This is a genomic window from Roseococcus sp. SYP-B2431 (assembly GCF_004336745.1).
In the GTDB taxonomy this organism is placed as follows: Bacteria; Pseudomonadota; Alphaproteobacteria; order Acetobacterales; family Acetobacteraceae; genus Roseococcus.
Genome location: NZ_SJXD01000011.1, coordinates 551,649 through 570,914 on the forward strand (window position 1 = coordinate 551,649; position 19,266 = coordinate 570,914).

At 71.4% G+C, this 19,266-nt stretch carries 21 protein-coding genes; 11 read left to right on the plus strand and 10 right to left on the minus strand.

Annotation, left to right across the window (positions count from 1 at the left end; all coding sequences use genetic code 11):
- The first annotated feature begins 90 nt into the window (after window positions 1-90).
- The gene (locus EJV46_RS03885; RefSeq protein WP_131547258.1) at window positions 91-1,062 is read left to right on the plus strand and encodes a tripartite tricarboxylate transporter substrate binding protein; all 972 of its coding nucleotides are present in this window, start codon (window positions 91-93) and stop codon (window positions 1,060-1,062) included.
- Window positions 1,063-1,066: 4 nt separating this feature from the next.
- Here the strand turns inward: EJV46_RS03885 and EJV46_RS03890 are convergent, their stop codons facing one another.
- Entirely contained in the window at window positions 1,067-2,053 is a 987-nt protein-coding gene (locus tag EJV46_RS03890; RefSeq protein WP_131547259.1) for a tripartite tricarboxylate transporter substrate binding protein, read from the minus strand.
- 83 nt (window positions 2,054-2,136) lie between these two features.
- Window positions 2,137-3,450, minus strand: coding sequence for an MFS family transporter (locus tag EJV46_RS03895; protein ID WP_131547260.1), 1,314 nt, complete (start codon window positions 3,448-3,450; stop codon window positions 2,137-2,139).
- Between the two features lie 153 nt (window positions 3,451-3,603).
- Here EJV46_RS03895 and EJV46_RS03900 point away from each other — a divergent pair, with 153 nt between their 5' ends.
- The gene (locus EJV46_RS03900) at window positions 3,604-4,839 is read left to right on the plus strand and encodes an alpha-hydroxy acid oxidase (RefSeq protein ID WP_131547261.1); all 1,236 of its coding nucleotides are present in this window, start codon (window positions 3,604-3,606) and stop codon (window positions 4,837-4,839) included.
- An 11-nt stretch (window positions 4,840-4,850) separates the two neighbouring features.
- On the opposite strand, the gene EJV46_RS03905 is transcribed toward EJV46_RS03900, so the two are convergent.
- Window positions 4,851-6,155: an NtaA/DmoA family FMN-dependent monooxygenase gene (locus EJV46_RS03905; protein ID WP_131547262.1), complete on the minus strand. Its 1,305-nt coding sequence runs from the start codon at window positions 6,153-6,155 to the stop codon at window positions 4,851-4,853.
- A 109-nt stretch (window positions 6,156-6,264) separates the two neighbouring features.
- Between EJV46_RS03905 and EJV46_RS03910 the strand changes: the two genes are divergently transcribed.
- The 3 genes from EJV46_RS03910 (at window position 6,265) to EJV46_RS03920 (ending at window position 7,436) form a co-directional block, all read left to right on the plus strand.
- On the plus strand, window positions 6,265-6,624 hold the full coding sequence (locus EJV46_RS03910) for a hypothetical protein (protein WP_131547265.1): 360 nt from the start codon (window positions 6,265-6,267) through the stop codon (window positions 6,622-6,624).
- Window positions 6,624-6,986 carry a hypothetical protein gene (locus EJV46_RS03915; protein ID WP_131547267.1) on the plus strand — a complete coding sequence of 121 codons (363 nt, stop codon included), beginning with the start codon at window positions 6,624-6,626 and terminating at the stop codon, window positions 6,984-6,986. The genes EJV46_RS03910 and EJV46_RS03915 overlap by 1 nt, the downstream gene beginning before the upstream one ends.
- A 93-nt stretch (window positions 6,987-7,079) precedes the next feature.
- On the plus strand, window positions 7,080-7,436 hold the full coding sequence (locus EJV46_RS03920) for a hypothetical protein (RefSeq protein ID WP_131547269.1): 357 nt from the start codon (window positions 7,080-7,082) through the stop codon (window positions 7,434-7,436).
- Window positions 7,437-7,451: 15 nt separating this feature from the next.
- Here the strand turns inward: EJV46_RS03920 and EJV46_RS03925 are convergent, their stop codons facing one another.
- Complete coding sequence (locus EJV46_RS03925) at window positions 7,452-8,402, minus strand: tripartite tricarboxylate transporter substrate binding protein (RefSeq protein WP_165585326.1); 951 nt, start codon at window positions 8,400-8,402, stop codon at window positions 7,452-7,454.
- 246 nt (window positions 8,403-8,648) lie between these two features.
- Between EJV46_RS03925 and EJV46_RS03930 the strand changes: the two genes are divergently transcribed.
- Window positions 8,649-9,674: a cysteine synthase A gene (locus tag EJV46_RS03930; RefSeq protein WP_131548019.1), complete on the plus strand. Its 1,026-nt coding sequence runs from the start codon at window positions 8,649-8,651 to the stop codon at window positions 9,672-9,674.
- Here the strand turns inward: EJV46_RS03930 and EJV46_RS03935 are convergent.
- The 4 genes from EJV46_RS03935 to aroB form a co-directional block, all read right to left on the minus strand.
- Complete coding sequence (locus EJV46_RS03935; protein ID WP_131547273.1) at window positions 9,619-9,924, minus strand: hypothetical protein; 306 nt, start codon at window positions 9,922-9,924, stop codon at window positions 9,619-9,621. The two genes, EJV46_RS03930 and EJV46_RS03935, sit on opposite strands and share 56 nt — an antisense overlap.
- A complete protein-coding gene (locus EJV46_RS03940) occupies window positions 9,924-10,568 on the minus strand; it encodes a glutathione S-transferase family protein (protein ID WP_131547274.1) in 645 nt (214 codons plus the stop codon). Before EJV46_RS03940 ends, EJV46_RS03935 begins: the two co-directional genes overlap by 1 nt.
- Before the next feature lie 68 nt (window positions 10,569-10,636).
- Window positions 10,637-11,656 carry an NADP-dependent oxidoreductase gene (locus tag EJV46_RS03945; RefSeq protein WP_131547275.1) on the minus strand — a complete coding sequence of 340 codons (1,020 nt, stop codon included), beginning with the start codon at window positions 11,654-11,656 and terminating at the stop codon, window positions 10,637-10,639.
- Window positions 11,653-13,356 (minus strand): 3-dehydroquinate synthase, encoded by a 1,704-nt coding sequence (gene aroB, locus EJV46_RS03950; protein ID WP_370323057.1) that lies wholly within the window; start codon window positions 13,354-13,356, stop codon window positions 11,653-11,655. Before aroB ends, EJV46_RS03945 begins: the two co-directional genes overlap by 4 nt.
- Before the next feature lie 36 nt (window positions 13,357-13,392).
- On the opposite strand from aroB, the gene EJV46_RS22670 reads away from it, so the two are divergent.
- Genes EJV46_RS22670 through EJV46_RS03960 form a run of 3 tightly spaced genes read left to right on the plus strand, consistent with a single transcriptional unit; the run spans window position 13,393 to window position 15,244 of the window.
- Window positions 13,393-13,539: a hypothetical protein gene (locus EJV46_RS22670; RefSeq protein ID WP_165585327.1), complete on the plus strand. Its 147-nt coding sequence runs from the start codon at window positions 13,393-13,395 to the stop codon at window positions 13,537-13,539.
- Window positions 13,536-14,423: a tyrosine recombinase gene (locus EJV46_RS03955; RefSeq protein WP_131547276.1), complete on the plus strand. Its 888-nt coding sequence runs from the start codon at window positions 13,536-13,538 to the stop codon at window positions 14,421-14,423. Before EJV46_RS22670 ends, EJV46_RS03955 begins: the two co-directional genes overlap by 4 nt.
- Window positions 14,424-14,464: 41 nt before the next feature.
- Window positions 14,465-15,244, plus strand: coding sequence for a DUF4239 domain-containing protein (locus EJV46_RS03960; protein WP_131547277.1), 780 nt, complete (start codon window positions 14,465-14,467; stop codon window positions 15,242-15,244).
- 10 nt (window positions 15,245-15,254) lie between these two features.
- Here the strand turns inward: EJV46_RS03960 and EJV46_RS03965 are convergent, their stop codons facing one another.
- A complete protein-coding gene (locus tag EJV46_RS03965; protein WP_131547278.1) occupies window positions 15,255-16,130 on the minus strand; it encodes a helix-turn-helix domain-containing protein in 876 nt (291 codons plus the stop codon).
- A 161-nt stretch (window positions 16,131-16,291) separates the two neighbouring features.
- Here EJV46_RS03965 and EJV46_RS03970 point away from each other — a divergent pair, with 161 nt between their 5' ends.
- Both EJV46_RS03970 and EJV46_RS03975 read left to right on the plus strand, forming a co-directional pair.
- Window positions 16,292-17,449 (plus strand): amidohydrolase, encoded by a 1,158-nt coding sequence (locus tag EJV46_RS03970; RefSeq protein WP_131547280.1) that lies wholly within the window; start codon window positions 16,292-16,294, stop codon window positions 17,447-17,449.
- A 1-nt stretch (window position 17,450) separates the two neighbouring features.
- Window positions 17,451-18,047, plus strand: coding sequence for a cysteine dioxygenase (locus EJV46_RS03975; RefSeq protein WP_131547281.1), 597 nt, complete (start codon window positions 17,451-17,453; stop codon window positions 18,045-18,047).
- Window positions 18,048-18,069: 22 nt separating this feature from the next.
- On the opposite strand, the gene EJV46_RS03980 is transcribed toward EJV46_RS03975, so the two are convergent.
- A complete protein-coding gene (locus EJV46_RS03980) occupies window positions 18,070-19,245 on the minus strand; it encodes an MFS transporter (RefSeq protein WP_131547283.1) in 1,176 nt (391 codons plus the stop codon).
- Window positions 19,246-19,266 lie beyond the last annotated feature (21 nt).

Sequence of the window (19,266 nt, forward strand, 5' to 3'; positions counted from 1 at the left end):
GGCCGCGGCGCATCCACGCTTTCCCCCGGCCGCCGGATCGGACACGATGACCCTCAGGGCGCGCCGACGCCCGCCACGAGGGAAACATCCATGCCATATCCGCGCCGACAGGTGCTGCTGCTCGCCGGCTCCACGGCCGCCCTGGCCACGCCGGCCATCGCGCAATCCGCCTGGCCCTCGCGGCCGATCCGCATGGTCATCCCCTATCCCCCGGGCGGGGCTAGCGACATCATCGCGCGGCTGCTGGCGCCGCACATGACGGAGCTGCTCGGCCAGACGCTGGTGGTCGAGAACCGGCCAGGCGCCAACGGCTTCATCGCCGGCGAGCACGTCGCCCGCGCCGCGCCGGACGGCTACACGCTGCTCATGGGCAATGCCGGGCCGAACGGCACGGGGCCGGCGCTCTATGGCAGCCGCACGCCCTATGATCCGATCCGCGACTTCTCGCCGATCATGGCGGTCTCGGTCGTGCCGCTGATCATGGGCATGAACCCCTCCGTGCCGGTGCGGAACTTCCCGGAATTCCTGGCCTATGCGCGCGAGATGGGCAGCCGGCTCAGCTACGGCACGGCGGGCGTGGGCTCGGCCGGCCATATGGGCATGGAGCTGCTGAAGTCGCTGACCGGCATCGAGATGCAGCACATCCCCTATCGCGGCAGCGCCCCGCTGACCTCTGACCTCATCGCCGGCGTCGTGCCGCTGAGCTGCGACACCGCGCCGGTGCTGCTGCCGCATGCGGCGGCGGGGCGGGTGAGGGCAATCGCCGCGACCTCGGCCCGGCGCATCGCCGAGGCGCCTGACCTTGCGACGGTCGCGGAGACGGTGCCCGGCTTCGAATCCGTGAGCTGGGGCGGCGTGATGGGCCCGGCCCATCTGCCGGCGCCGGTCGTCGAGCGTCTGAACGCGGCGCTGCGGACCTCGATGGAGCGCATCGCCGCCCAGCTTCAGAGCCAGGGCATCCAGCCGCAGCGCGGCACGCCCGAGGAATTCGCCGCCTATGTCGCTGCGGAGGTCCGGAAATGGACCGAAGTCGTGCAGAAGATGGGGCTGCGGCCGGAGTAGCGCTTCACTCCATCCGCAGGTTCAGCCGGCGCACCAGCTCACGTTCCTGGGCCACCTGCCGTCGGGCGAAGTCGGTATAGGCCTCGCTGTCCATGTACATGACGGGCTGGTCCAGGCCCGCGAGGTAGGACAGCGATTCCGGCCGGAACAGCGCCTCCTTGAAGGCGTCGTGCAACTGCCGGACCACGCCCGGATCCATCCCCTTCGGCCCCGCGATCCCATAGGGCGAGGTCGCGACGATGCCGTAGCCCAGCTCCTTCAGCGTGGGCGCATCCGGGTAGCGGGCGATGCGTTCGGGCGTCCAGACGTTCAGCAGCCGGAACCGGCCGTCGAGCACGAGCTGCGACCAGTGGCTCGCCGTCGCCACGGCGTCGATGGTCCCGCTGAGCAGCGCGCTGGTGAGCTCGCTGCCGCCACGATAGGGCGCATGCAGCCACTCGATCCCTTCCAGCTCGGCGATGCGGTCCATGACCACATGCGGCTCGGTGCCCGCGCCGGGCGAACCGTAGGAGATGGCGCCGGGGCGCCGCTTCGCCGCGGCCACGAGATCCGCCCAGCTGCGATAGGGCGAGTTCGCATTCACCACCACGCCGAAGGGATAGCCGGTGAGGCAGATGATGTAGCTGAAATCCGCGAGCGGATCGTAGGGCGGGCGCGGGCTCATGAAGGGCACGCGGAAGACGGAGCCGGGCATCTGGGCCAGGCTGTGGCCGTCCGGCGCCTCGGTGGCGAGGGCACGCGCGGCCAGCGTGCCGTTGGCGCCGGCCTTGCTCTCGATGACGATGGGCTGGCCCAGGCGCGGCGCCATGAGGTCCGCAAGGACGCGGGTGTAGACGTTGGGTCCGGGCGCCCAGGCTCCGAAAATGCGGATCGGGCGGGTCGGGAAGGGCGGACGGGTCTGCGCCCGGGCGGATGGGCACAGGGCAGGAGAGGCCAGCCCGGCGGTGGTGAGCGCCAGGGCGGCGCGGCGGCCCGTCTTCACGGAAATCATGTGCGTCCTTCCACGCGCCCCGGTCTTGACCGCCGGGACGGTGGGCGGAGGCTAACCGACCGGTCGGTCGGTCGCAACCCGCCTCACCGGGGCAGGCTGTTCTCGTCGCGCATATGCCCGTGCTTCTGCATGTCCGGCATGAACAGCACCGCGACCAGCGAGACCGAGAGGATCGCCACCACGTACCAGGCGAAGGCGCCCTCGTTGCCCGCGGCCTTGAAGCGCAGCGCCACGTATTCCGCCGTGCCGCCGAAGAGCGCATTGGCGATGGCATAGGACAGGCCCACGCCCAGCGCGCGGATCTCTGCGGGAAAGAGCTCGGCCTTCAGCACGCCGCTGATCGAGGTGTAGCAGCTCACGATCGCCAGCGCGCAGAGCAGCAGGAGGCCGGCCGATCCCGCCGAGGTCGCCGTGCCGAGCGCGCCGAGCAGCGGCACCGTGAAGAGTATGCCGCCGATGCAGAAGACGAAGAGCAGGTTGCGCCGCCCGAACCGGTCGGAGACCGCGCCCAGGATCGGCTGCATCCCCATGTAGAGCAGCAGGACCACGGCCATCAGGATGCTGACCGTCTTCACCTCGAGGCCGGCCGTGTTGACCAGGTATTTCTGCATGTAGGTGGTGAAGGTGTAGAAGGCGAGCGAGCCGCCGGCCGTCAGCCCCATCACCGTCAGCAGCGCGCTCGGATGCTGCAGCAGGGCACGCATCGTGCCGGCCTCCTTCTTGGCGCGGCCCTCCGCCGTGGTGGTCTCGTGCAGCGAGCTCCGCAGGTAGAGCGCCACCACGGCGGCGAGCGCGCCGATCACGAAGGGGATGCGCCAGCCCCAGGCGCGCATCTCCTCGGTCGTCAGGCTGAATTCCAGGACCACGATGACCAGCACGGCCAGCAGCTGTCCGCCGATCAGCGTCACATACTGGAAGGAGGCATAGAAGCCCCGATTCCTGGAGGTCGCGACCTCGCTCATATAGGTGGCCGAGGTGCCGTATTCGCCGCCGACCGAGAGGCCCTGCGCCATGCGCGCCAGCAGCAGCAGGATGGGGGCCGCGATGCCGATGGTCTCGTAGGTCGGGATGACGGCGATGAGCAGCGAGCCGCCGCACATCAGCAGCACGGAGGCCAGCATCGAGAACTTCCGGCCCATCCGGTCCGCGATGCGGCCGAAGAGCCAGCCGCCGATCGGGCGCATCAGGAAGCCGATGGCGAAGACGGCGGCGGTGTTCAGCAGCTGGACGGTCGTGTCGCCCGCCGGGAAGAACGCATGCGCGAAATACAGGGCGGTGAAGGCATAGGCGTAGAAGTCGTACCACTCGACGAGATTGCCCGAGGCCGCACCGACGATGGCGCGGATGCGCTGGCGCATCTCGTGGGGGCTGCCGGCGACGATGCCGCTGGAACTCATGGGGAAGCCTCCGTCCGGGGCGGACCTTCCTTTCCAATGCGATACGATGGGGCCGGGTTGCCCTGTGGTGCGTCTTGCCCGCCGCGGGCGGCGGAGGTCCTATGGCGCCTCGACGATCCGGGCCGGTGAGCGCCCGGACTGGGAGAGAGTCCGATGCCCGATGCCCATGACGATTCGCGATCGCGGGCCCTGACGCCGCCGCCCGCCTCGAAGCTCGACGCCGAGGGCCAACGCCTGCGCCGGCTCTACCCCCATTACGGGGTCAAGCAGGCCCGCGCGAAGCGGCGCGTCCCGCGCTTCGCCTATGACTATGCGGCGAACGGCGTGGGCGACGGCTCGCCCAATGTGGCCCATAACCGCAGCACCATGGACGCCGTCCGTATCCTCCCGCGCTACGGGCTGGACGTGTCGCGCATCGACACGCGGGTGACGCTCTTCGGGCAGGAATATTCCATGCCGGTCGGCGTCTCGCCGATGGGCAATCCGGGCGTGGTCTGGCCCGGCACGGGCGACATCCTGGCCCGCGCCGCGCAGAAGGCCCGCATCCCCTATATCGGCTCGACGGTTGCGAACGAGAGCATCGAGCATTTCGGCCGCGTCGCGCCTGACGTCTACTGGTTCCAGCTCTACCCCGCGCCCGCCAACGGCCACGAGCACTCCCTCGACATGGTGCGGCGCGCCGAGGCCGCGGGCGCGAAGGCGCTGGTCGTCACGCTCGACGTGCCGTGCCGCCCGAAGCGCGTGGGCGACGTGGCCAATGGGCTGGAGGTGCCCTTCCGCTGGCGCGCCCGCACCGTCCGCGACATCGCGCTCTCCCCCGCCTGGGCGATCGAGACGCTGCGCCGGGGCCGCCCGGCCTTCGAGACGCTGCGCGCCTATGTGCCCGAGGGCGCCTCGATCTTCGACATCGCCGCCTTCGGCCAGCAGGCCCTGGGCCAGGCCATGGACTGGGACTGGATCGCCCGGATGCGGGACGCCTGGCCGCGGGCGCTCGTGGTGAAGGGCATCCTGCACCCGGACGACGCGGAGCGGGCGGTGCAGGTGGGCTGCGACGGCATCCTGGTCTCCAACCATGGCGGGCGGCAGTTCGACGCCGCGCCCTCGGCCATCGAGATGCTGCCGGCCATCGCCGAGCGCGTGGCGGGGCGCGCGCGCATCCTGATGGACGGCTCGATCCGCTCGGGGCTCGACATTCTGCGCGCGCTGGCCTGCGGCGCGGAATTCACCTTCGCGGCCCGCGCCTTCCTCTGGTCCGTGGCGGCAATCGGCGAGGCGGGCGGCGACCACGCGGCCGACTCCTTCCTGGAGGAGCTGTGCAGCAGCATGGGGCAGGCGGGGGTGACGACGATCGCGCAGGCGCGGCAGGCGCCGCTCTGGCCCTCGAGGTAGCGCGGCGCGCGTCAGCCCGGGTCGCGAAGGTTCCCGCGCAGCGTCTTCCCCGCATATTCGCGCCGGAACAGCCCGCGCCGCTGCAATTCCGGCACCACCATCCGGCCGAATTCCTCGAAGGTCGTCGGGAAGACGGTCGGCGGCAGGATGAAGCCGTGGCAGGCGCCGGAGGCGAACCAGTCCTCCATCATGTCGGCGATCATTCCGGGCGTGCCGGCGACGAGCGCGCGCGGCCGGCGCACCGCCTCGGCGAAGGTGATGCCCTTGTCCTTCGCCACCTGCATCATCCGGTCGCGATGGCCGGCGACGCCCTGGTTGCTGCCGGGCTTGTCGAGCTCGTCGGGGTCCTCGATCTTCGAGAGGTCGGCCACCACCGACCAGGAGCTGGAGGCGATCACCAGTTCGGGATCCACCAGCGATTCCAGATAGGCGGCCTTCTCGCGCGCGATGGATTCCGTCTCGCCGACCACGACGGTGACCGAGGGCAGGATCTTGCACTCGTCCGGATCGCGGCCGATCGCCTCCATGCGCGCGCGGATGTCGGTCCGGAAGGCCAGCGAATCGGCCTTGGTCGCCGGGGTCGCGAAGAGCATCTCGCCCCAGCGCGCGGCGAATTCCCGGCCGCGCGGCGAGGAGCCCGCCTGCATGATCGCCGGCCGCACCTGCGGCGAGCGCGGGATGGAGAGCGGGCCACGCACGCTCACGTATTTCCCGCGGTAATGCGCGTAGCGGACCTTCGAGGGATCGGCGAAGAGGCCGCCCTTCCTGTCGAGGACCAGCGCGTCCTCGTCCCAGCCATTCCACAGCGCGTCGCAGGCCTCCATGACCTCGTCGGCCATGTCGTAGCGCTGCTCCTTGGGCGGCAGGCCCTCATGCCCGCAATTCTGCGCCTCGAAGTCGCGCGCGGTCGTGACGACGTTCCAGGCCGCGCGGCCCTTGCTCAGCAGGTCCAGCGAGCCGAGGTAGCGCGCGATCATGTAGGTGGGCATGAAGCTGGTCGAGAGCGTGACGCCCAGGCCGAGGTGGCTGGTCACCCGCGCCATCAGCGGCAGGATCGCCATCGGGTCGAGCAGCGAAAGCTGCCCGCCGCGGCCGAGATAGTCGTCGTATCTGCCCTTGTAGAGGTCGGGGATGCCGAGCCCGTCGGCGAAGAAGCGGGCGTCGAATCGCGCCGCCTCCATGACCTGCGCCAGCTTCTCCCAGCGCTCCGGCTCGAAGAGGTCGTCGAGCGTCGCCGCGGGGTGGCGCCATGTGCTGGGATAGGAGGCGGAGGGGCCGGCCTTGAGATAGGCCACGAGGTGCATTTTTCTGGGCATGGAACCGCATCCTAGGCCGCGCGCGGCCGTCGTCTATGGACGGCATCGGGGCCGCCGATTGGTCGCGCGACGGCAAGCTGTCATCCTGCGCGGGCAACGGGAATCGCACATGCCACCACGTCTCGCCCTCGCGGGCCTCCTCCTTTGGGCCGCCGCGGCGCCGGCCTTCGCCCAGGAGGCGAGCTACTGCGGCGGCGCCGTGGTGGCGGAGCGCTTCGTCACCAGCGTCGTGCCCGGACCCGGCGGTCGGGCCAGCTACTCGGTCCTGCTGCGCAACCCCCGCGCGCAGAGCCAGAATTTCCAGCTGGTGGTGACCGGCAGCTTCCTCGGCCGCCCGCCGCCGGCGACGCAGACCCTCCGCCCGGGCGGCACGATGAACGTCGCGCTGGGCTATTCGCCGAACGTGCCGGGCGTGCCGCCGCTGCGCGGCGACCAGCTCGCGCAGGTTACCCGGGTCGCCTGCATGTGATGCGGCGGCTGGCATTCGGAGCGGCGCTGGCCGTCTGCCTGCCCGGTGCGGCGCCGGCGCAGGAACCGGCCGCGACCTATTGCGGCGGCTCGCTGGTCGCCGAGCGATTCGAGACGCAGGTGGGGCCGCCGCCACGCGGGCTCGTGACCTATTCGGTCGTGCTGCGGAACGGCCTGGATCAGGACCGGAGCTTCGTCCTGGTGGTGACGGCAACCCTCTTCCAGCGCCCTTCCAGCGCGCCCCGGACCATCCCGGCCGGCGGCACGACCACGGTCGAGCTCGGCTACCAGGCCTGGCAGTCCGGCGTGGCGCCCCTGCGCGGCGACCGGCTCGCGCAGGTGACCCGCATCTCCTGCCGCTAGGCTCCGGCGGGACGGCGGCACACGAGACGCAGCGCGCGATTGGCGGGGGCCGGACAGAATGTCATGGTCCCCAGACCAAGGGATTCACCGAAGATGCACCGCCGCCCCGCTTTCGCCGCACTGGTCCTCGTCGCCTTCGCCACCGTGGCGCCGGCGCGCGCGCAGCTGGCGACCTATTGCGGCGGCGTCATTCAGGCGGAAGCCTTCGGCCGGCAGGTCATACCCGGGGTCCAGGCGGCCTATTCGGTCACGCTGCGCAATGCGGGCGGGCAGGCCCGCACGCTCGTGCTCGTGGTGACGGCGCCGTTCACCGACCGGCCGGTGCCCTCGCCGCGCAGCCTCGCGCCCGGCAGCCGGACCACCATCGGCCTCGGCACGCAGATGCTCCTCGGCCGCTCCCCCCTGCGGGACAACGAGCTCGCCGAGACCGTGCGGATCACCTGCCAGTAGCGGGACCGGCGAGGTTCAGTCCGCCTGCATGCCGGTGCGCTGGACGACCGGGGCCCAGCGCGCCGCGTCGGCGCGGATCTTTTCCGCCAACGCCTCGGGGCTCCCGTCCACCGGCTCGATCCCCAGCGCGGCGAGGCGCTCGCGCAGCTCCTGCAGCTTCAGCACCTGGCGGACGGCCTCGTTGATACGCGTCAAGAGCGCGGGATCCGTGCCCTTCGGCGCCACCAGCCCGTGCCAGCCCGCCACGTCGACGCCGGCCAGACCGGCCTCGATCAGCGTCGGCACCTCGGGCAGCGCGGCCGTGCGCGAGCCGGTGGAGACGGCGAGGCCCCGCAGCCGGCCGGCCTGCACATGCTGCGTCACCGCGCCGATGTTGATCATCACGCCCTGCAGCGAGCCGCCCAGCAGGTCGTTCACCGCCAGCGCGCCGCCGCGATAGGGCGCATGGGTCCAGCGCGTCTCCGTGGCCTGCTGGATCAGCTCGATCAGCAGGTGCGAGAGGCTGCCGTTCCCCGGCGTGCCGACGGCGGCGGGGTTGGTGCGGCTGAGGGCCACGAAATCGGCGAAGCTGGCCGCGGGGAAGTCGGCGCGGACCACCAGGATCTGCGGCACGGAGGTCGCCTGGGCGATCGGGGCGAAATCGCCGACGGGGTCGAAGGCGAGGCGGCGGAACAGCGACTTGTTGATCGACAGGCTGTCGGAGCCGGCCAGGAGCGTCAGCCCGTCCGGCCGGGCGCGGGCGACGAGCTCGTAGCCGATGTTGCTGCCGGCGCCGGGATGGTTCTCCACCACGATCTGCGCGCCGAGGGCCGGGCCGAGATGGCGGGCGATGAGCCGGCCCACGACGTCCTGGCTGCCTCCCGGCGCCACGGGGACGACCAGTCGGATCGAGCGCTCGGGCTGGGCGAGGGCAGGGGTGGCCAGGGGGGCGGTGAGAAGCGCGGCGAGGAATTGACGACGAAGCATGGTGCTATCTCCAGGCAGGATGTGATGGGGATCGAGGGAGGCCCCCGCCTGACATCGCGCCGCGCCGTCCACATGAAATACGATCATGTTTCGTGATATGGCGGGATGGACTTTGGACGTCAACGTGGAATTTGCCGCGATCCGGGGTGGGAATTTGCATCCTCCCCCTGCGCTTCACGCATCGCTCACGGGAAAGCTTCTTGTTCCACGTTCGCGCCGGGCTGATATCCTGCGTCCATGAACGCCATGCACAGCTCCCCCGTGAACAGCTCCCCCGCCCGCGGCCTGCTCGGCTCCATCGGCAACACGCCGCTCATCCGCCTGGCGCGGGCGAGCGAGGCCACGGGATGCGAGATCCTGGGCAAGGCGGAATTCATGAACCCCGGCGGCTCGGTGAAGGACCGCGCCGGGCTCGCGATCATCGAGGGCGCCATCGCCAAGGGGCAGCTCAAGCCGGGCGGCGTCATCGTCGAGGGCACGGCGGGCAATACCGGCATCGGGCTGACGCTGGTGGGCAATGCGCTGGGCTATCGCAGCGTCATCGTCATGCCGGAGACGCAGAGCCAGGAGAAGATCGATTTTCTCCGGATGATCGGCGCGGATCTGCGGCTCATCCCCGCCAAGCCCTACAAGGATCCGGGCAATTACGTGCATGTCTCGCGCCGGCTGGCGGAGGAGATGAACGCCGCCCATCCCGGCAGCGCAGTCTGGGCCAACCAGTTCGACAACCTCGACAACCGTGAGGGCCACCGCCAGACCACCGGCGCCGAGATCCTGCGCCAGGCGGGCGGGCGCGTGGATGCCTTCACCTGCGCCTGCGGCACCGGCGGCACGCTGGCGGGCGTCGCCTTTGCCTTGAAGGCGGCCGATCCGGCCACCCGCATCGTGCTGGCAGACCCGATGGGCTCGGCGCTGTATGCCTGGAAGAAGACCGGCGCGCCGGTGATGAGCGAGGGCGGCTCGGTCACCGAGGGCATCGGCCAGTCGCGCGTGCCGGAGAACCTCGAGGGCGCGCCGATCGACGACGCGCTGCAGGTGACCGACGAGGAGGCGCTGGAACAGGTCTTCGACCTCACGCTGAACGAGGGGCTTTGCGTGGGTGGCAGCGCGGGCATCAACGTGGCGGCGGCGGTGAAGCTGGCGCGCGAGATGGGGCCCGGCCACCGGATCGTGACCATCCTCTGCGACGGCGGGGGGCGGTATCAGTCCAAGCTGTTCAACCCGGATTTCCTCCGGACGAAGGGCCTGCCCGTGCCGCCCTGGATGGCCTGAGCGCGCGGCACAACCGCGCCAGCACACCCGGTTGTTTCGGCATGGGATCCCATTCGCCATGGGCGCGCAGGTCGTCCGGCAGCGTCGCGATGAGCTCTGCCGGCCCCTCGACATCCCAGGACACCACGCAGCAGCCGCAGCCGAGCTGACCCGAGACATGGGTCAGCCGGTCCTTCGCCGCCTCCAGCCAGGCTTCGGCCGCTTGGGCCTCACCGGCTGCGTCCACCGAGGCGATGATCGTCGCGCGCATCAGACGTAGCGGCGCATGCGCTGCCCCGGCAGGAGCTCGTAGGGCGATTTCCAGCCGGGCAGGGCGGCGATGCGGCCGAGCCAGGCCTGGATGGCCGGATGGCTGGCGGCGAAGTCGAAGCCCGCCTCCTCCCTGGGGAAGGAGAGATAGGCGCACATCGAGATGTCCAGGATCGTCGCGCGCTCGCCGAGCACGAAGGGCCGGTCGGCGACCTGCCGCTCCAGGATGCCGAGGAAATCCTCCAGCCGCGACTTCAGGAATTCCATCACCGCGGGGTCGCCCGGCGGCAGGAAGGCGCGGCGGAAGCGGTAGGTGGCCATGAAGCCGGTAAGCTTCTGATTGTCCCAGAAGAGCCAGCGCAGGATCTCGAAGCGCTCCGCCTCGGTCTCCGCGCCGAAGCGGCCGTAGCGCCCGGCGAGGCGCAGCAGGATGGGCGCGGTCTGGGTGAGCTTTTCCCCGTCCTCCTCCAGCACGGGGATCTCGCCCATGGGGTTCACGGTGCGGCGCCATGCCTCGGTGCGGGTGACGCCGCCGCCGAAATCGGTCCAGACGGGCTCGAAGGACTGCCCGCAGAGGGTGAGCATCAGCGCCAGTTTGTAGCTGTTGCCGGACTCGGGAAAGTAATGAAGGCGGTATCGGGTCATGGGCCGAGGTTAGGCGGAGGCGGGATGGCATGCCATATCGCGCCTCACGGCCCGCCTGTCCCGCGACGTCAGTCGATCGCGATCACCAGCTTCCCGAAATTCTTCCCCTTCAGCAGCCCGATGAAGGCTGCCGGCGCATTCTGAAGGCCCTGCACCACGTCCTCCTTCCACACCATCTGCCCGGACTTCATCAGCCCCAGCATTTCTGCCCGGAACTCCGGATAGCGCGGCCAGCCCTTGTCACTCACGATGAAGCCCTGGATCCGCAGCCGCTTCCGCACCACCGGCCCGAGATTCGGCCCCGGCGGCGCGCCCGCCGCATCGGCGCCCGGGGCCTGGTTGTACTGGGCGATCATCCCGCACATCACCATCCGTCCGAAGTCGCGGAATCGCGGGAACACCGCCTCCTGCACATGGCCGCCGACATTCTCCCAATAGACGTCGATCCCCTCCGGGCAGGCCGCATCGAGCTGCGCGTTCAGGTCGCCGCGGTGGTCGAGGCAGGCATCAAAGCCGAGCTCGTCCGTCACGAAGGCGCATTTCGCGGCGCCGCCGGCGATGCCGATCACCCGCGCCCCGCGCGCCTTGGCGATCTGCCCGGCCACCTGGCCCACCGCGCCGGACGCCGCGCTGATGACCACGGTCTCGCCCGCCTTGGGCTCGCCGATATCCTCCAGGCCGAACCAGGCCGTCAGCCCCGGCATGCCCAGCACGCCGAGATTGGCGGAGAGCGGCGCCTCGGCCAGGTCTACCTTGCGGAGCCGCGCGGCATCGACCGCGCAGAAGCGCTGCCAGCCATATCCGCCCATCACCGTGTCGCCGGGCGCGAAATCCGCGTGGTTCGAGGCCACGACCTCGCCGACCGTCATCCCCTCCATCACCGCGCCGATCTCCACGGGCTTGGAGTAGCTCTTCGCGTCGCTCATCCGGCCGCGCATATAGGGGTCGAGGCTGAGGAAGCGCGCGCGCACCAGCACCTGGCCCTCGCCGGGCGCCGGCACCGCCGTCTCGACCACCTGGAAGTCGTCCGGCACCGGCTCGCCCACCGGGCGGCGGCGCAGCAGGACCTGGAGATTCGTCTCGCTCATGGCAGGCAGCCTTCCTCGGTCAGCAGGGCGCGGACCATATCCTCGGTCACGCCGGATTCGGTGAACACGTCGCCGGGCGCGCGCAGCAGCACGAAGCGCATGGCCCCGTCGCGCGCCTTCTTGTCGGCGCGCATGCGGGCGATCAGCCGCCCGATGGAGAAGGCGCGCGGCAGGTCGGCGATGCGGACCGGCAGCCCGACCTCGCGCAGATGCTCGCGCACGCGGCCGGGCATCTCCTGCGAGCAGAGGCCAAGGCGCGCGGAGAGCTCCACCGCCAGCCCGAGCCCGATCGCCACCGCCTCGCCATGCAGCAGCTGGCCGCTATAGCCGCACTCGGCCTCCAGCGCATGGCCGAAGGTATGGCCGAGGTTGAGCAGCGCGCGGCCGCCCTCGGCCTTGGTCTCGAACTCGTCCTCGGTGACGACGGCCGATTTCAGCCTGCAGCTCTCCAGCACGGCATGGGCCAGCGCCGCCGGATCGCCCCGCATGGCATTGGGCCCCTCGGCCTCGCACCAGTCCCAGAGCGGGCCTTGCAGCAGCCCGTGCTTGGCGACCTCGGCCCAGCCGGCGCGCAGCTCGCGGGCGGGCAGGGTGCGCAGCACGGCCGTGTCGGCCAGCACCAGCCTGGGCTGGTGGAAGGCGCCGACGAGGTTCTTGCCCTGCGCCGTGTTGATCCCCGTCTTGCCGCCGACGGAACTGTCCACCTGGGCGAGCAGCGTCGTCGGGCATTGCACGAAGGGCAGCCCGCGCAGCACCGAGGCGGCGCAGTAGCCCGCGAGGTCCCCCACCACGCCCCCGCCCAGCGCCAGCACGGCGAGGCGCCGGTCCGCCCTGGCGGAAAGGATCTGGTCCACCACGCGCTCGAACTGCGCGAAGGATTTGCTGGCCTCGCCCGGCGGCACGAGGATCTCCGCCGCGACGGCGAAGCCGGCATCGGCGAGCGATTCGCGCAGAGCGGGCAGATGCAGCGCCGCCACGGACTGGTCGCTGACGATGACCACGCGCCGGCCTTCGAGCCGCTGCGCCATCTCCGCCCCGGCGCGGCGCAGCACGCCCTCGCCGATCACGATGTCATAGGCATTGCGCGAGAGCGCCACGCGCAGCCGCTCGGGCGGGCGGTGGCCGGTGATGGCGTCGGCCGCCCGGCGGGTGGTGACTTCGGGATGCTCGTCGGAACAGAAGAGGGTCACATCGGCCTCGGCATAGGCGGGGTGGCGCGCGGCCATCAGGCGCTCCAGCACCTCGCGCGGATCGGTGTTCACGAACATCGGCCGGTGCTCGCGGCCGGCGACGCGGCGCATGAGGGTGGAGAGCCGGCACTTCAGCCAGACGGAGGTGGCGCCCGAATCGCGCACCGCCTGGCGGGTGCGCGGGTCGGCGAAGGCGCCGCCGCCGGTCGCCAGCACCACGGGCTCGGCGGAGGCAAGCAGGCGCGCGATGACGCGCCGCTCGCCCTCGCGGAAATGCGCCTCGCCATAGCGGGAGAAGATCTCGGCCACGGGGATGCCGGCCGCCGCCTCGATCTCCGAATCGGCATCGCGGAAGGGCATGCCCCACCGCGCGGCGAGCCGCCGGCCGATCGAGGATTTCCCGGCACCGGGCATGCCCACCAGCACGACACTGCCTTTCGGACGTGGCGTGTGGGTGGATGCGGTTTCGGGCTGGACGAGGTTGCGTGACACGGTCCGCGAAGGTAGCACAGCCTCCCATCCGCGCGAGGGGACGCGTTCTTCGCCATGTTCCGACGGCCATTCCTGACGCTGCTCCTCATCCTGGTTGTGCTCGGCGGGCTCGGGCTGCTGGCGCTCGGCGCCTTTCCGCCCGCGGTGAACACCGCGCCGGTGGAGCGCAGCCTCCCCAACGACCGCTTCCAGGTGCGGTGAGCCACCACCTCGAGGCCTTCCTGGAGATGATGTCCGCCGAGCGCGGCGCCTCTCCCAACACGCTGCTCGCCTATCGCGCCGACCTCGTGGACGCGCTGGCCCATCTCGGCGCCGGCGCCGCCCGCGTCGGGCCGGATGAACTGCGGGGCTGGCTCGCGACCCAGGCCGGCTTCTCGGCGCGCACCCAGGCGCGGCGGCTGTCCTCGCTGCGGCAGTTCTACCGCTTCCTCGCCCGCGAGGGCGTCCGGGCCGACGACCCGACCGAGCTGCTCGACAGCCCCAAGGCCCCCGCGCCGCTGCCCAAGGCGCTCACCGAGGCGGAGGTGGGCCGGCTCATCGCCGGCGCCAGGACGCTCAAGGCGCCGCAGGACGCCATCGCGACCGCGGCGATCGAGCTGCTCTACGCCTCGGGCCTGCGCGTGACGGAGCTGGTCACGCTGCCCGCCGGCACGCTGCGCGCCGAGGAGCCGCTGGTCGCCGTGCGGGGCAAGGGCGCGAAGGAGCGGCTGGTCCCCATTTCGCGCCGCGCCCGGGAAGCCGCCCAGGCGGCGCAGGAGGGGCTGAAGCCGCGCGGGAAGGGGCGGCTCTCGGCGCGGAAATGGCTGCTGCCCTCGCGCGGCGCCAACGGCCATCTGACGCGGCAGGGGGTGGGGCTGCTGCTGAAGCAGGCCGCGCTGGCGGGGGGGCTCGATCCGGGCAAGGTGAGCCCGCATGTGCTGCGGCACTCCTTCGCGACCCATCTCCTGTCTCGCGGCGCGGACCTGCGGGCGTTGCAGACGCTGCTCGGCCATGCGGACATCGCGACGACGCAGATCTACACGCGCGTGCTGGAGGAGCGGCTGCGCGCGGTGGTCGAGGAGCACCACCCGCTGGCACGGAGCTAGCTTTCTTGCATCGCGGCCCGGAGAGGGCGCAGCCTCGCGCCATGCTCCTGCCGCTGCTCCTCGCCTTCGCCGTCACCGCCGTCTCGGCGGGGCTCGGCGTCGTCACCTACCGGTTGGCGCGCGCCTTCTGGCCCGTGACGGACAAGGACGGCGCCGATCTGGCGGCCATGGTCATCGTGCGGGTCGGCATCCTGCACGCGCTCATCGTCGCGCTCGCCTTCGCGGAGGTGAAGCAGAACGAGATGCAGACGCGGCAACTCGTCGCGGAAGAGGCGGTGACGATCGCCGACGTCTTCTACGACCTGCAGCGCTACGGGCGGGAGCAGACCGCGGCGGAGCAGCGGCTGGCCGTGCGCTACGCGCAGCAGGTGATCGGGCGCGACTGGCCCGAACTGGACCGGAGTGGCGCGCTCAGCCTGGAGGCCTGGAGAACCTGGCGCGAACTCCTCGAGCACGTGCTGGACCTCGATCCGGCCAACCGCCGGCAGGAGCTCGTCCACGCGCGGCTGGTCCGGAACGTCTACCTGGTGGAGGAGCAGCGGCAGAAGCGGCTCATCGACGCGCATGAGGCGCCGCACCCGTTCTTCTGGTTCGCGGCGGTCGTGGGCCTGATCGTGATCTGCGGCTGCCTCGCCCCCTATCCGCCGCGGCGTTCGACGCATGCGCTCGTCGCCACCTTCGCGGGCTTCACCGGCGCGGTGCTTTACCTGGCCTACGACGTCACGACGCCCTTCTCGGGCCTCTCGGTCATCGAGCCGTCGGGTTTCGAGACCTTCCTCCGCCAGTCCGAGCCGGCGGAGATCATCGCCCGGATGCGCTGACCCGGCGGCGTCAGCCCCGGCTTGCGCGCACCAGCTCGCGGACGCGGGCGGCCGCCTCGGCGCCCTTGATCGAGTCCCGCCATATCGCCTCGGCGACGCGCTGATGGACCGCCACGGCCTCCTCGGCCGCCGTGATGCCGGCCACGCCCGTCGAGACCGAGGGGGGCGTGTCGGCGGGGATGGGCGAGGTCACCACATGCGCGCGGTCCCGCCCGCGCAGGACCATGAAGGGGGCGGCGGGCTGCGGGCCCGTCGCCAGGCCGATCTGCAGCCCGATCGGCACGCTCTCCATCAGGACGGCCATGGCTTCCGCCTCCTGCTGGGCGGCGATGCGGGAGCGGGTGCGGGTGGCTTCGGGAATATTGAGGCCGGGCGCCACGCCCTCGGCCAGCATGCCGCGCAGCGCGCCCTCGCCGAGCACCGCGATCATCGTCGGGCGCTTCTGGGCATAGAGGCGCTTGCGGGCGGTCAGCGCGCCCAGCCCCTGCTCGACCTGCGAGATGGCGGCCGCGCGCTCGGGCCCGGCCTGGATGGCCTGGGTCCAGGCCTCCGCCAGGGCGCCTTCCAGCGCCTCGCCGGTGATCGGCCAGCAATAGGCTCCGCCGACAAGCAGGATCTGGTCCGCCTGCTCCTCGAGGCCCCGCAGCCGCTCCTGGAAGGCGGCGGGGCGGGCGAAGTATTCGATGCCGATGCCGAGCAGGGAGAGGGGAGAGACCTTGAGCAGCTCCGCCAGGCGGCGGATGGTCTCCAGCTTGATGACCTCGCCCTTCTCGTAGCGGTAGAGCGCGGCGCGCGAGACTCCGAGTCGGGCGGCGATCTCCTCGGCGCGCATGCCGGATTCCATGCGATAGGCCCGGAGCTGCTGCCCAATATCTGCGAATTTCATGAAATTACCTCGCCGCTCGCATTTTCGCAACCATAAGGTGGTATTGCAATAAATACACAACCCAGTCTAGCGAGATGAGCCATCATCCCGCAAGACTTGGATCAAAAATCGTCACGCGGCTTCGGATACCCGATCGCGCGATTTGGGCCTAGTCTCCGCGCATGAATCCCGACCTCCATGCGGCCGTCACCGGCTGGCGCCGCCACCTCCACCAGAACCCGGGCCTCACCCTCGACGAGGGCGACACCGCCGCCTTCGTGGTGGAGAAGCTGAAATCGCTGGGCGTCGCCGAGATCGAGTCCGGCATCGGCGGCCATGGGGTGGTGGCCACGCTCCGCCGCCCGGGCCTTGGCGGCAACCGCAGCGTCGGCCTGCGCGCCGACATGGATGCCCTGCCCATCCAGGAGGCGGATGCGGCCCTGCCGCATCGCAGCCGGAAGCCCGGCGTGATGCATGCCTGCGGCCATGACGGGCATACCGCCGCGCTGCTCGGTGCGGCCGCCCTGCTGCAGGCCGACACCTCCTGGTCCGGCACGGTGCGGCTGGTCTTCCAGCCGGCCGAGGAGGGCGGCGGCGGGGCGCTGAAGATGATCGCCGACGGGCTGTTCCAGCGCTTCCCGATGGAGCGCATCTTCGGCTGGCACAACTGGCCCGGACTCGCGGCCGGCACCGTCGCCGTGCACGAAGGCGCCGTCATGGCCGCCGGCGCCCGCTTCGACATCACCTTCGACGGCCATGCCGGCCACGCCGCCCTGCCGCACATGACCAAGGACCCCATGCTCGGCGCGGGCCACGCCATCGTGGCGCTGCAATCCATCGTCTCCCGCGAGGTGGACCCGATGAAGGCCGGCGTGGTGAGCATCACCATGGCCACCTCGGGCGAGGCGCAGAACCAGGTGCCGGCCCGCGCCGTGCTGAAGGGCACCGCCCGTTGGCTCGACACGGCGGTGGGCGACCTGATCGAGGCCCGCATGCGCGAGATCTCCCAGGGCATCGCCATGGCCTTCGGCCTCTCCGCCACGGTCAACTTCAACCGCGGCGTGCCGGTGACCCGGAACCACCCGGCCGAGCGCGACACTGCCGCGGCCGCGGCCGCGACGGTCACCGAGGTCACGCGCGAGCTGGGCCCGGCCATGACGGGCGAGGACTTCTCCTGGTATCTGAACGAGGTGCCTGGCGCCTTCGTCTGGATCGGCAACGGCCCGGCCGAGGGCGGCCGCGAGCTGCACCACCCGTCCTACGACTTCAACGACGCGATCCTGCCCGCCGCCTCCGGCTTCCTGGCCGCCGTGGCGAAGCGGGCGCTTGGAGAGGGGTAGAATGACGAACATCGCCCGCCTGCGCGGCTTCATCCAGGACATGACCCGGCTGGCCGGGGAACAGCCCTCCGAGGCGCGCTGGCTGGAGGAGGGCGGCGCGCTGCTGAAGGGCCTCGTCGGGCAGGACGACTGGCTGCCCGAGGCGCTGGCCGAGCCCGGTCCCACCTACCGGCAGTACCTGCTCCATTGCGACCCGCTGGAGCGCTTCAGCGTGGTCAGCTTCGTCTGGGGCATCGGCCAGCGCACGCCGGTCCACAACCACAAGGTCTGGGGGCTGGTCGGCATGCTGCGGGGCGCCGAGGTGAGCGTGACCATGCATCCGGAGCCCGGCGGCCCGATGCGCCCGGGCCAGGTGGACCACCTGCGGCCGGGCGAGGTCGTCGGCGTCGGCTCCGGCGAGGAGGACGTCCATTGGGTGGAGAACGCGATCGCCGACCGGCCGTCGATCTCCATCCATGTCTATGGCGGCAATATCGGCGCGATCGAGCGCCACACCTTCGACCCGGCGACGAGCGAGCCGAAGCGGTTCGTGTCGGGCTATACCAACGCCGCGGTGCCGAACCTGTGGGACCGCTCGGCGGAGGTGGCGCGGGGCTGAGCGCCCGAGGGGGCAAGGGCCCTCATCGGCGCAGACCCAGCATCGCCACGCAGCCCAGTGCCGGCCCGATGGCCAGCACCGCGAAGGCGCCGCCCCAGCCCAGCATCCCCACCAGCACCGGCATCAGGTGGATGGTCACGAGCGTCAGGGTGAAGCCGAGGCTCGTCTGCAGGGTCAGCATCGTGCCCACCAGCCCGGGCTCGGACCCCTCGGCCACGCTGGCCGAGAATTGGGCCGAATCCGCCACCACGGCGAAGCCCCATACCAGGCAGAGCCCGAGCGTCCAGGCCGGGTGGAGCCCGAGGAAGGCGCCGGCCAGGAGACAGCAGGCGCCAGAGACCGCCATGGCCGCCACGGTCACGGCGACGCGGCCCAGCCGGTCGGCCACGGGCCCGGCCGCCACGCTGCCCACCGCGCCCGCCAGGATCACCGCGAAGGTCGCGAGCGCGGCCTCGGCCGGATCGGAGTCGGCCTCGCCGCGCCAGAGGGCGAAGCTCGCGGCGAGGTAGAGCCCGATCCAGCTCCACATCGCGTAGAGCTCCCACATATGGCCGAGATAGCCGAGCGTCGCGAGCCGGGTGCCGCGGTTGCGCCAGAGCTCGAGCGCCGCGGCCGGCCGGAACGGCGGGGCAGGGGCGTGCCCGGGGCCGAGGCGCACGGCGCCGATCAGGGCAGCGCCCGCCACGGCGGCGGTGGTCGCGAAGCCCAGCGTCAGCCGCCAGTCGAGCCCGCCCAGCGCGTTCACGAGATGCGGCGAGGCGGAGCCCAGCGTGAGGCCGCCCACCAAGATGCCGACGATCAGCCCCATGTCCCGGCGGCCGGCCCAGCCCGCCGCCAGCTTCATGCCGACAGGGTAGACCCCGGCCAGCGCCGCGCCCGTCGCGAAGCGAGCCGCGACGATGGCATCCGAGCCCGGCGGCAGCGTGAGGATCAGGGCATTCGCCGCGGCGCCCAGCAGGGCGGCGGCGGCAAAGACGCGGCGTGGATCGAAGCGGTCGGGCAAGGCGAGCGCGGCGCTGGTCAGGGTGCCCGCCACGAAGCCGGCCTGGACGGCGGAGGTCAGCAGGGCCTGGAAGTTCGGCGGCAGCGCCGTCTCGCGGGCCATGCCGGGCCCCGCCGCGGTGCCGGAGAACCAGAGCGACAGGACCAGCACCTGCGCGAGCGCGACCAACGCGACATTGCCGGCCTTGCTTGGCATGGGGCGTATCAGGCAGATACG

Coding starts and splice junctions, on each gene's coding strand:
- EJV46_RS03885 (WP_131547258.1), top strand. CDS start 91: ATGCCATATCCGCGCCGACAGGTGCTGCTGCTCGCCGGCTCCACGGCC.
- EJV46_RS03890 (WP_131547259.1), bottom strand. CDS start 2,053: ATGATTTCCGTGAAGACGGGCCGCCGCGCCGCCCTGGCGCTCACCACC.
- EJV46_RS03895 (WP_131547260.1), bottom strand. CDS start 3,450: ATGAGTTCCAGCGGCATCGTCGCCGGCAGCCCCCACGAGATGCGCCAG.
- EJV46_RS03900 (WP_131547261.1), top strand. CDS start 3,604: ATGCCCGATGCCCATGACGATTCGCGATCGCGGGCCCTGACGCCGCCG.
- EJV46_RS03905 (WP_131547262.1), bottom strand. CDS start 6,155: ATGCCCAGAAAAATGCACCTCGTGGCCTATCTCAAGGCCGGCCCCTCC.
- EJV46_RS03910 (WP_131547265.1), top strand. CDS start 6,265: ATGCCACCACGTCTCGCCCTCGCGGGCCTCCTCCTTTGGGCCGCCGCG.
- EJV46_RS03915 (WP_131547267.1), top strand. CDS start 6,624: ATGCGGCGGCTGGCATTCGGAGCGGCGCTGGCCGTCTGCCTGCCCGGT.
- EJV46_RS03920 (WP_131547269.1), top strand. CDS start 7,080: ATGCACCGCCGCCCCGCTTTCGCCGCACTGGTCCTCGTCGCCTTCGCC.
- EJV46_RS03925 (WP_165585326.1), bottom strand. CDS start 8,402: ATGCTTCGTCGTCAATTCCTCGCCGCGCTTCTCACCGCCCCCCTGGCC.
- EJV46_RS03930 (WP_131548019.1), top strand. CDS start 8,649: ATGCACAGCTCCCCCGTGAACAGCTCCCCCGCCCGCGGCCTGCTCGGC.
- EJV46_RS03935 (WP_131547273.1), bottom strand. CDS start 9,924: ATGCGCGCGACGATCATCGCCTCGGTGGACGCAGCCGGTGAGGCCCAA.
- EJV46_RS03940 (WP_131547274.1), bottom strand. CDS start 10,568: ATGACCCGATACCGCCTTCATTACTTTCCCGAGTCCGGCAACAGCTAC.
- EJV46_RS03945 (WP_131547275.1), bottom strand. CDS start 11,656: ATGAGCGAGACGAATCTCCAGGTCCTGCTGCGCCGCCGCCCGGTGGGC.
- EJV46_RS22670 (WP_165585327.1), top strand. CDS start 13,393: ATGTTCCGACGGCCATTCCTGACGCTGCTCCTCATCCTGGTTGTGCTC.
- EJV46_RS03960 (WP_131547277.1), top strand. CDS start 14,465: ATGCTCCTGCCGCTGCTCCTCGCCTTCGCCGTCACCGCCGTCTCGGCG.
- EJV46_RS03965 (WP_131547278.1), bottom strand. CDS start 16,130: ATGAAATTCGCAGATATTGGGCAGCAGCTCCGGGCCTATCGCATGGAA.
- EJV46_RS03970 (WP_131547280.1), top strand. CDS start 16,292: ATGAATCCCGACCTCCATGCGGCCGTCACCGGCTGGCGCCGCCACCTC.
- EJV46_RS03975 (WP_131547281.1), top strand. CDS start 17,451: ATGACGAACATCGCCCGCCTGCGCGGCTTCATCCAGGACATGACCCGG.
- EJV46_RS03980 (WP_131547283.1), bottom strand. CDS start 19,245: ATGCCAAGCAAGGCCGGCAATGTCGCGTTGGTCGCGCTCGCGCAGGTG.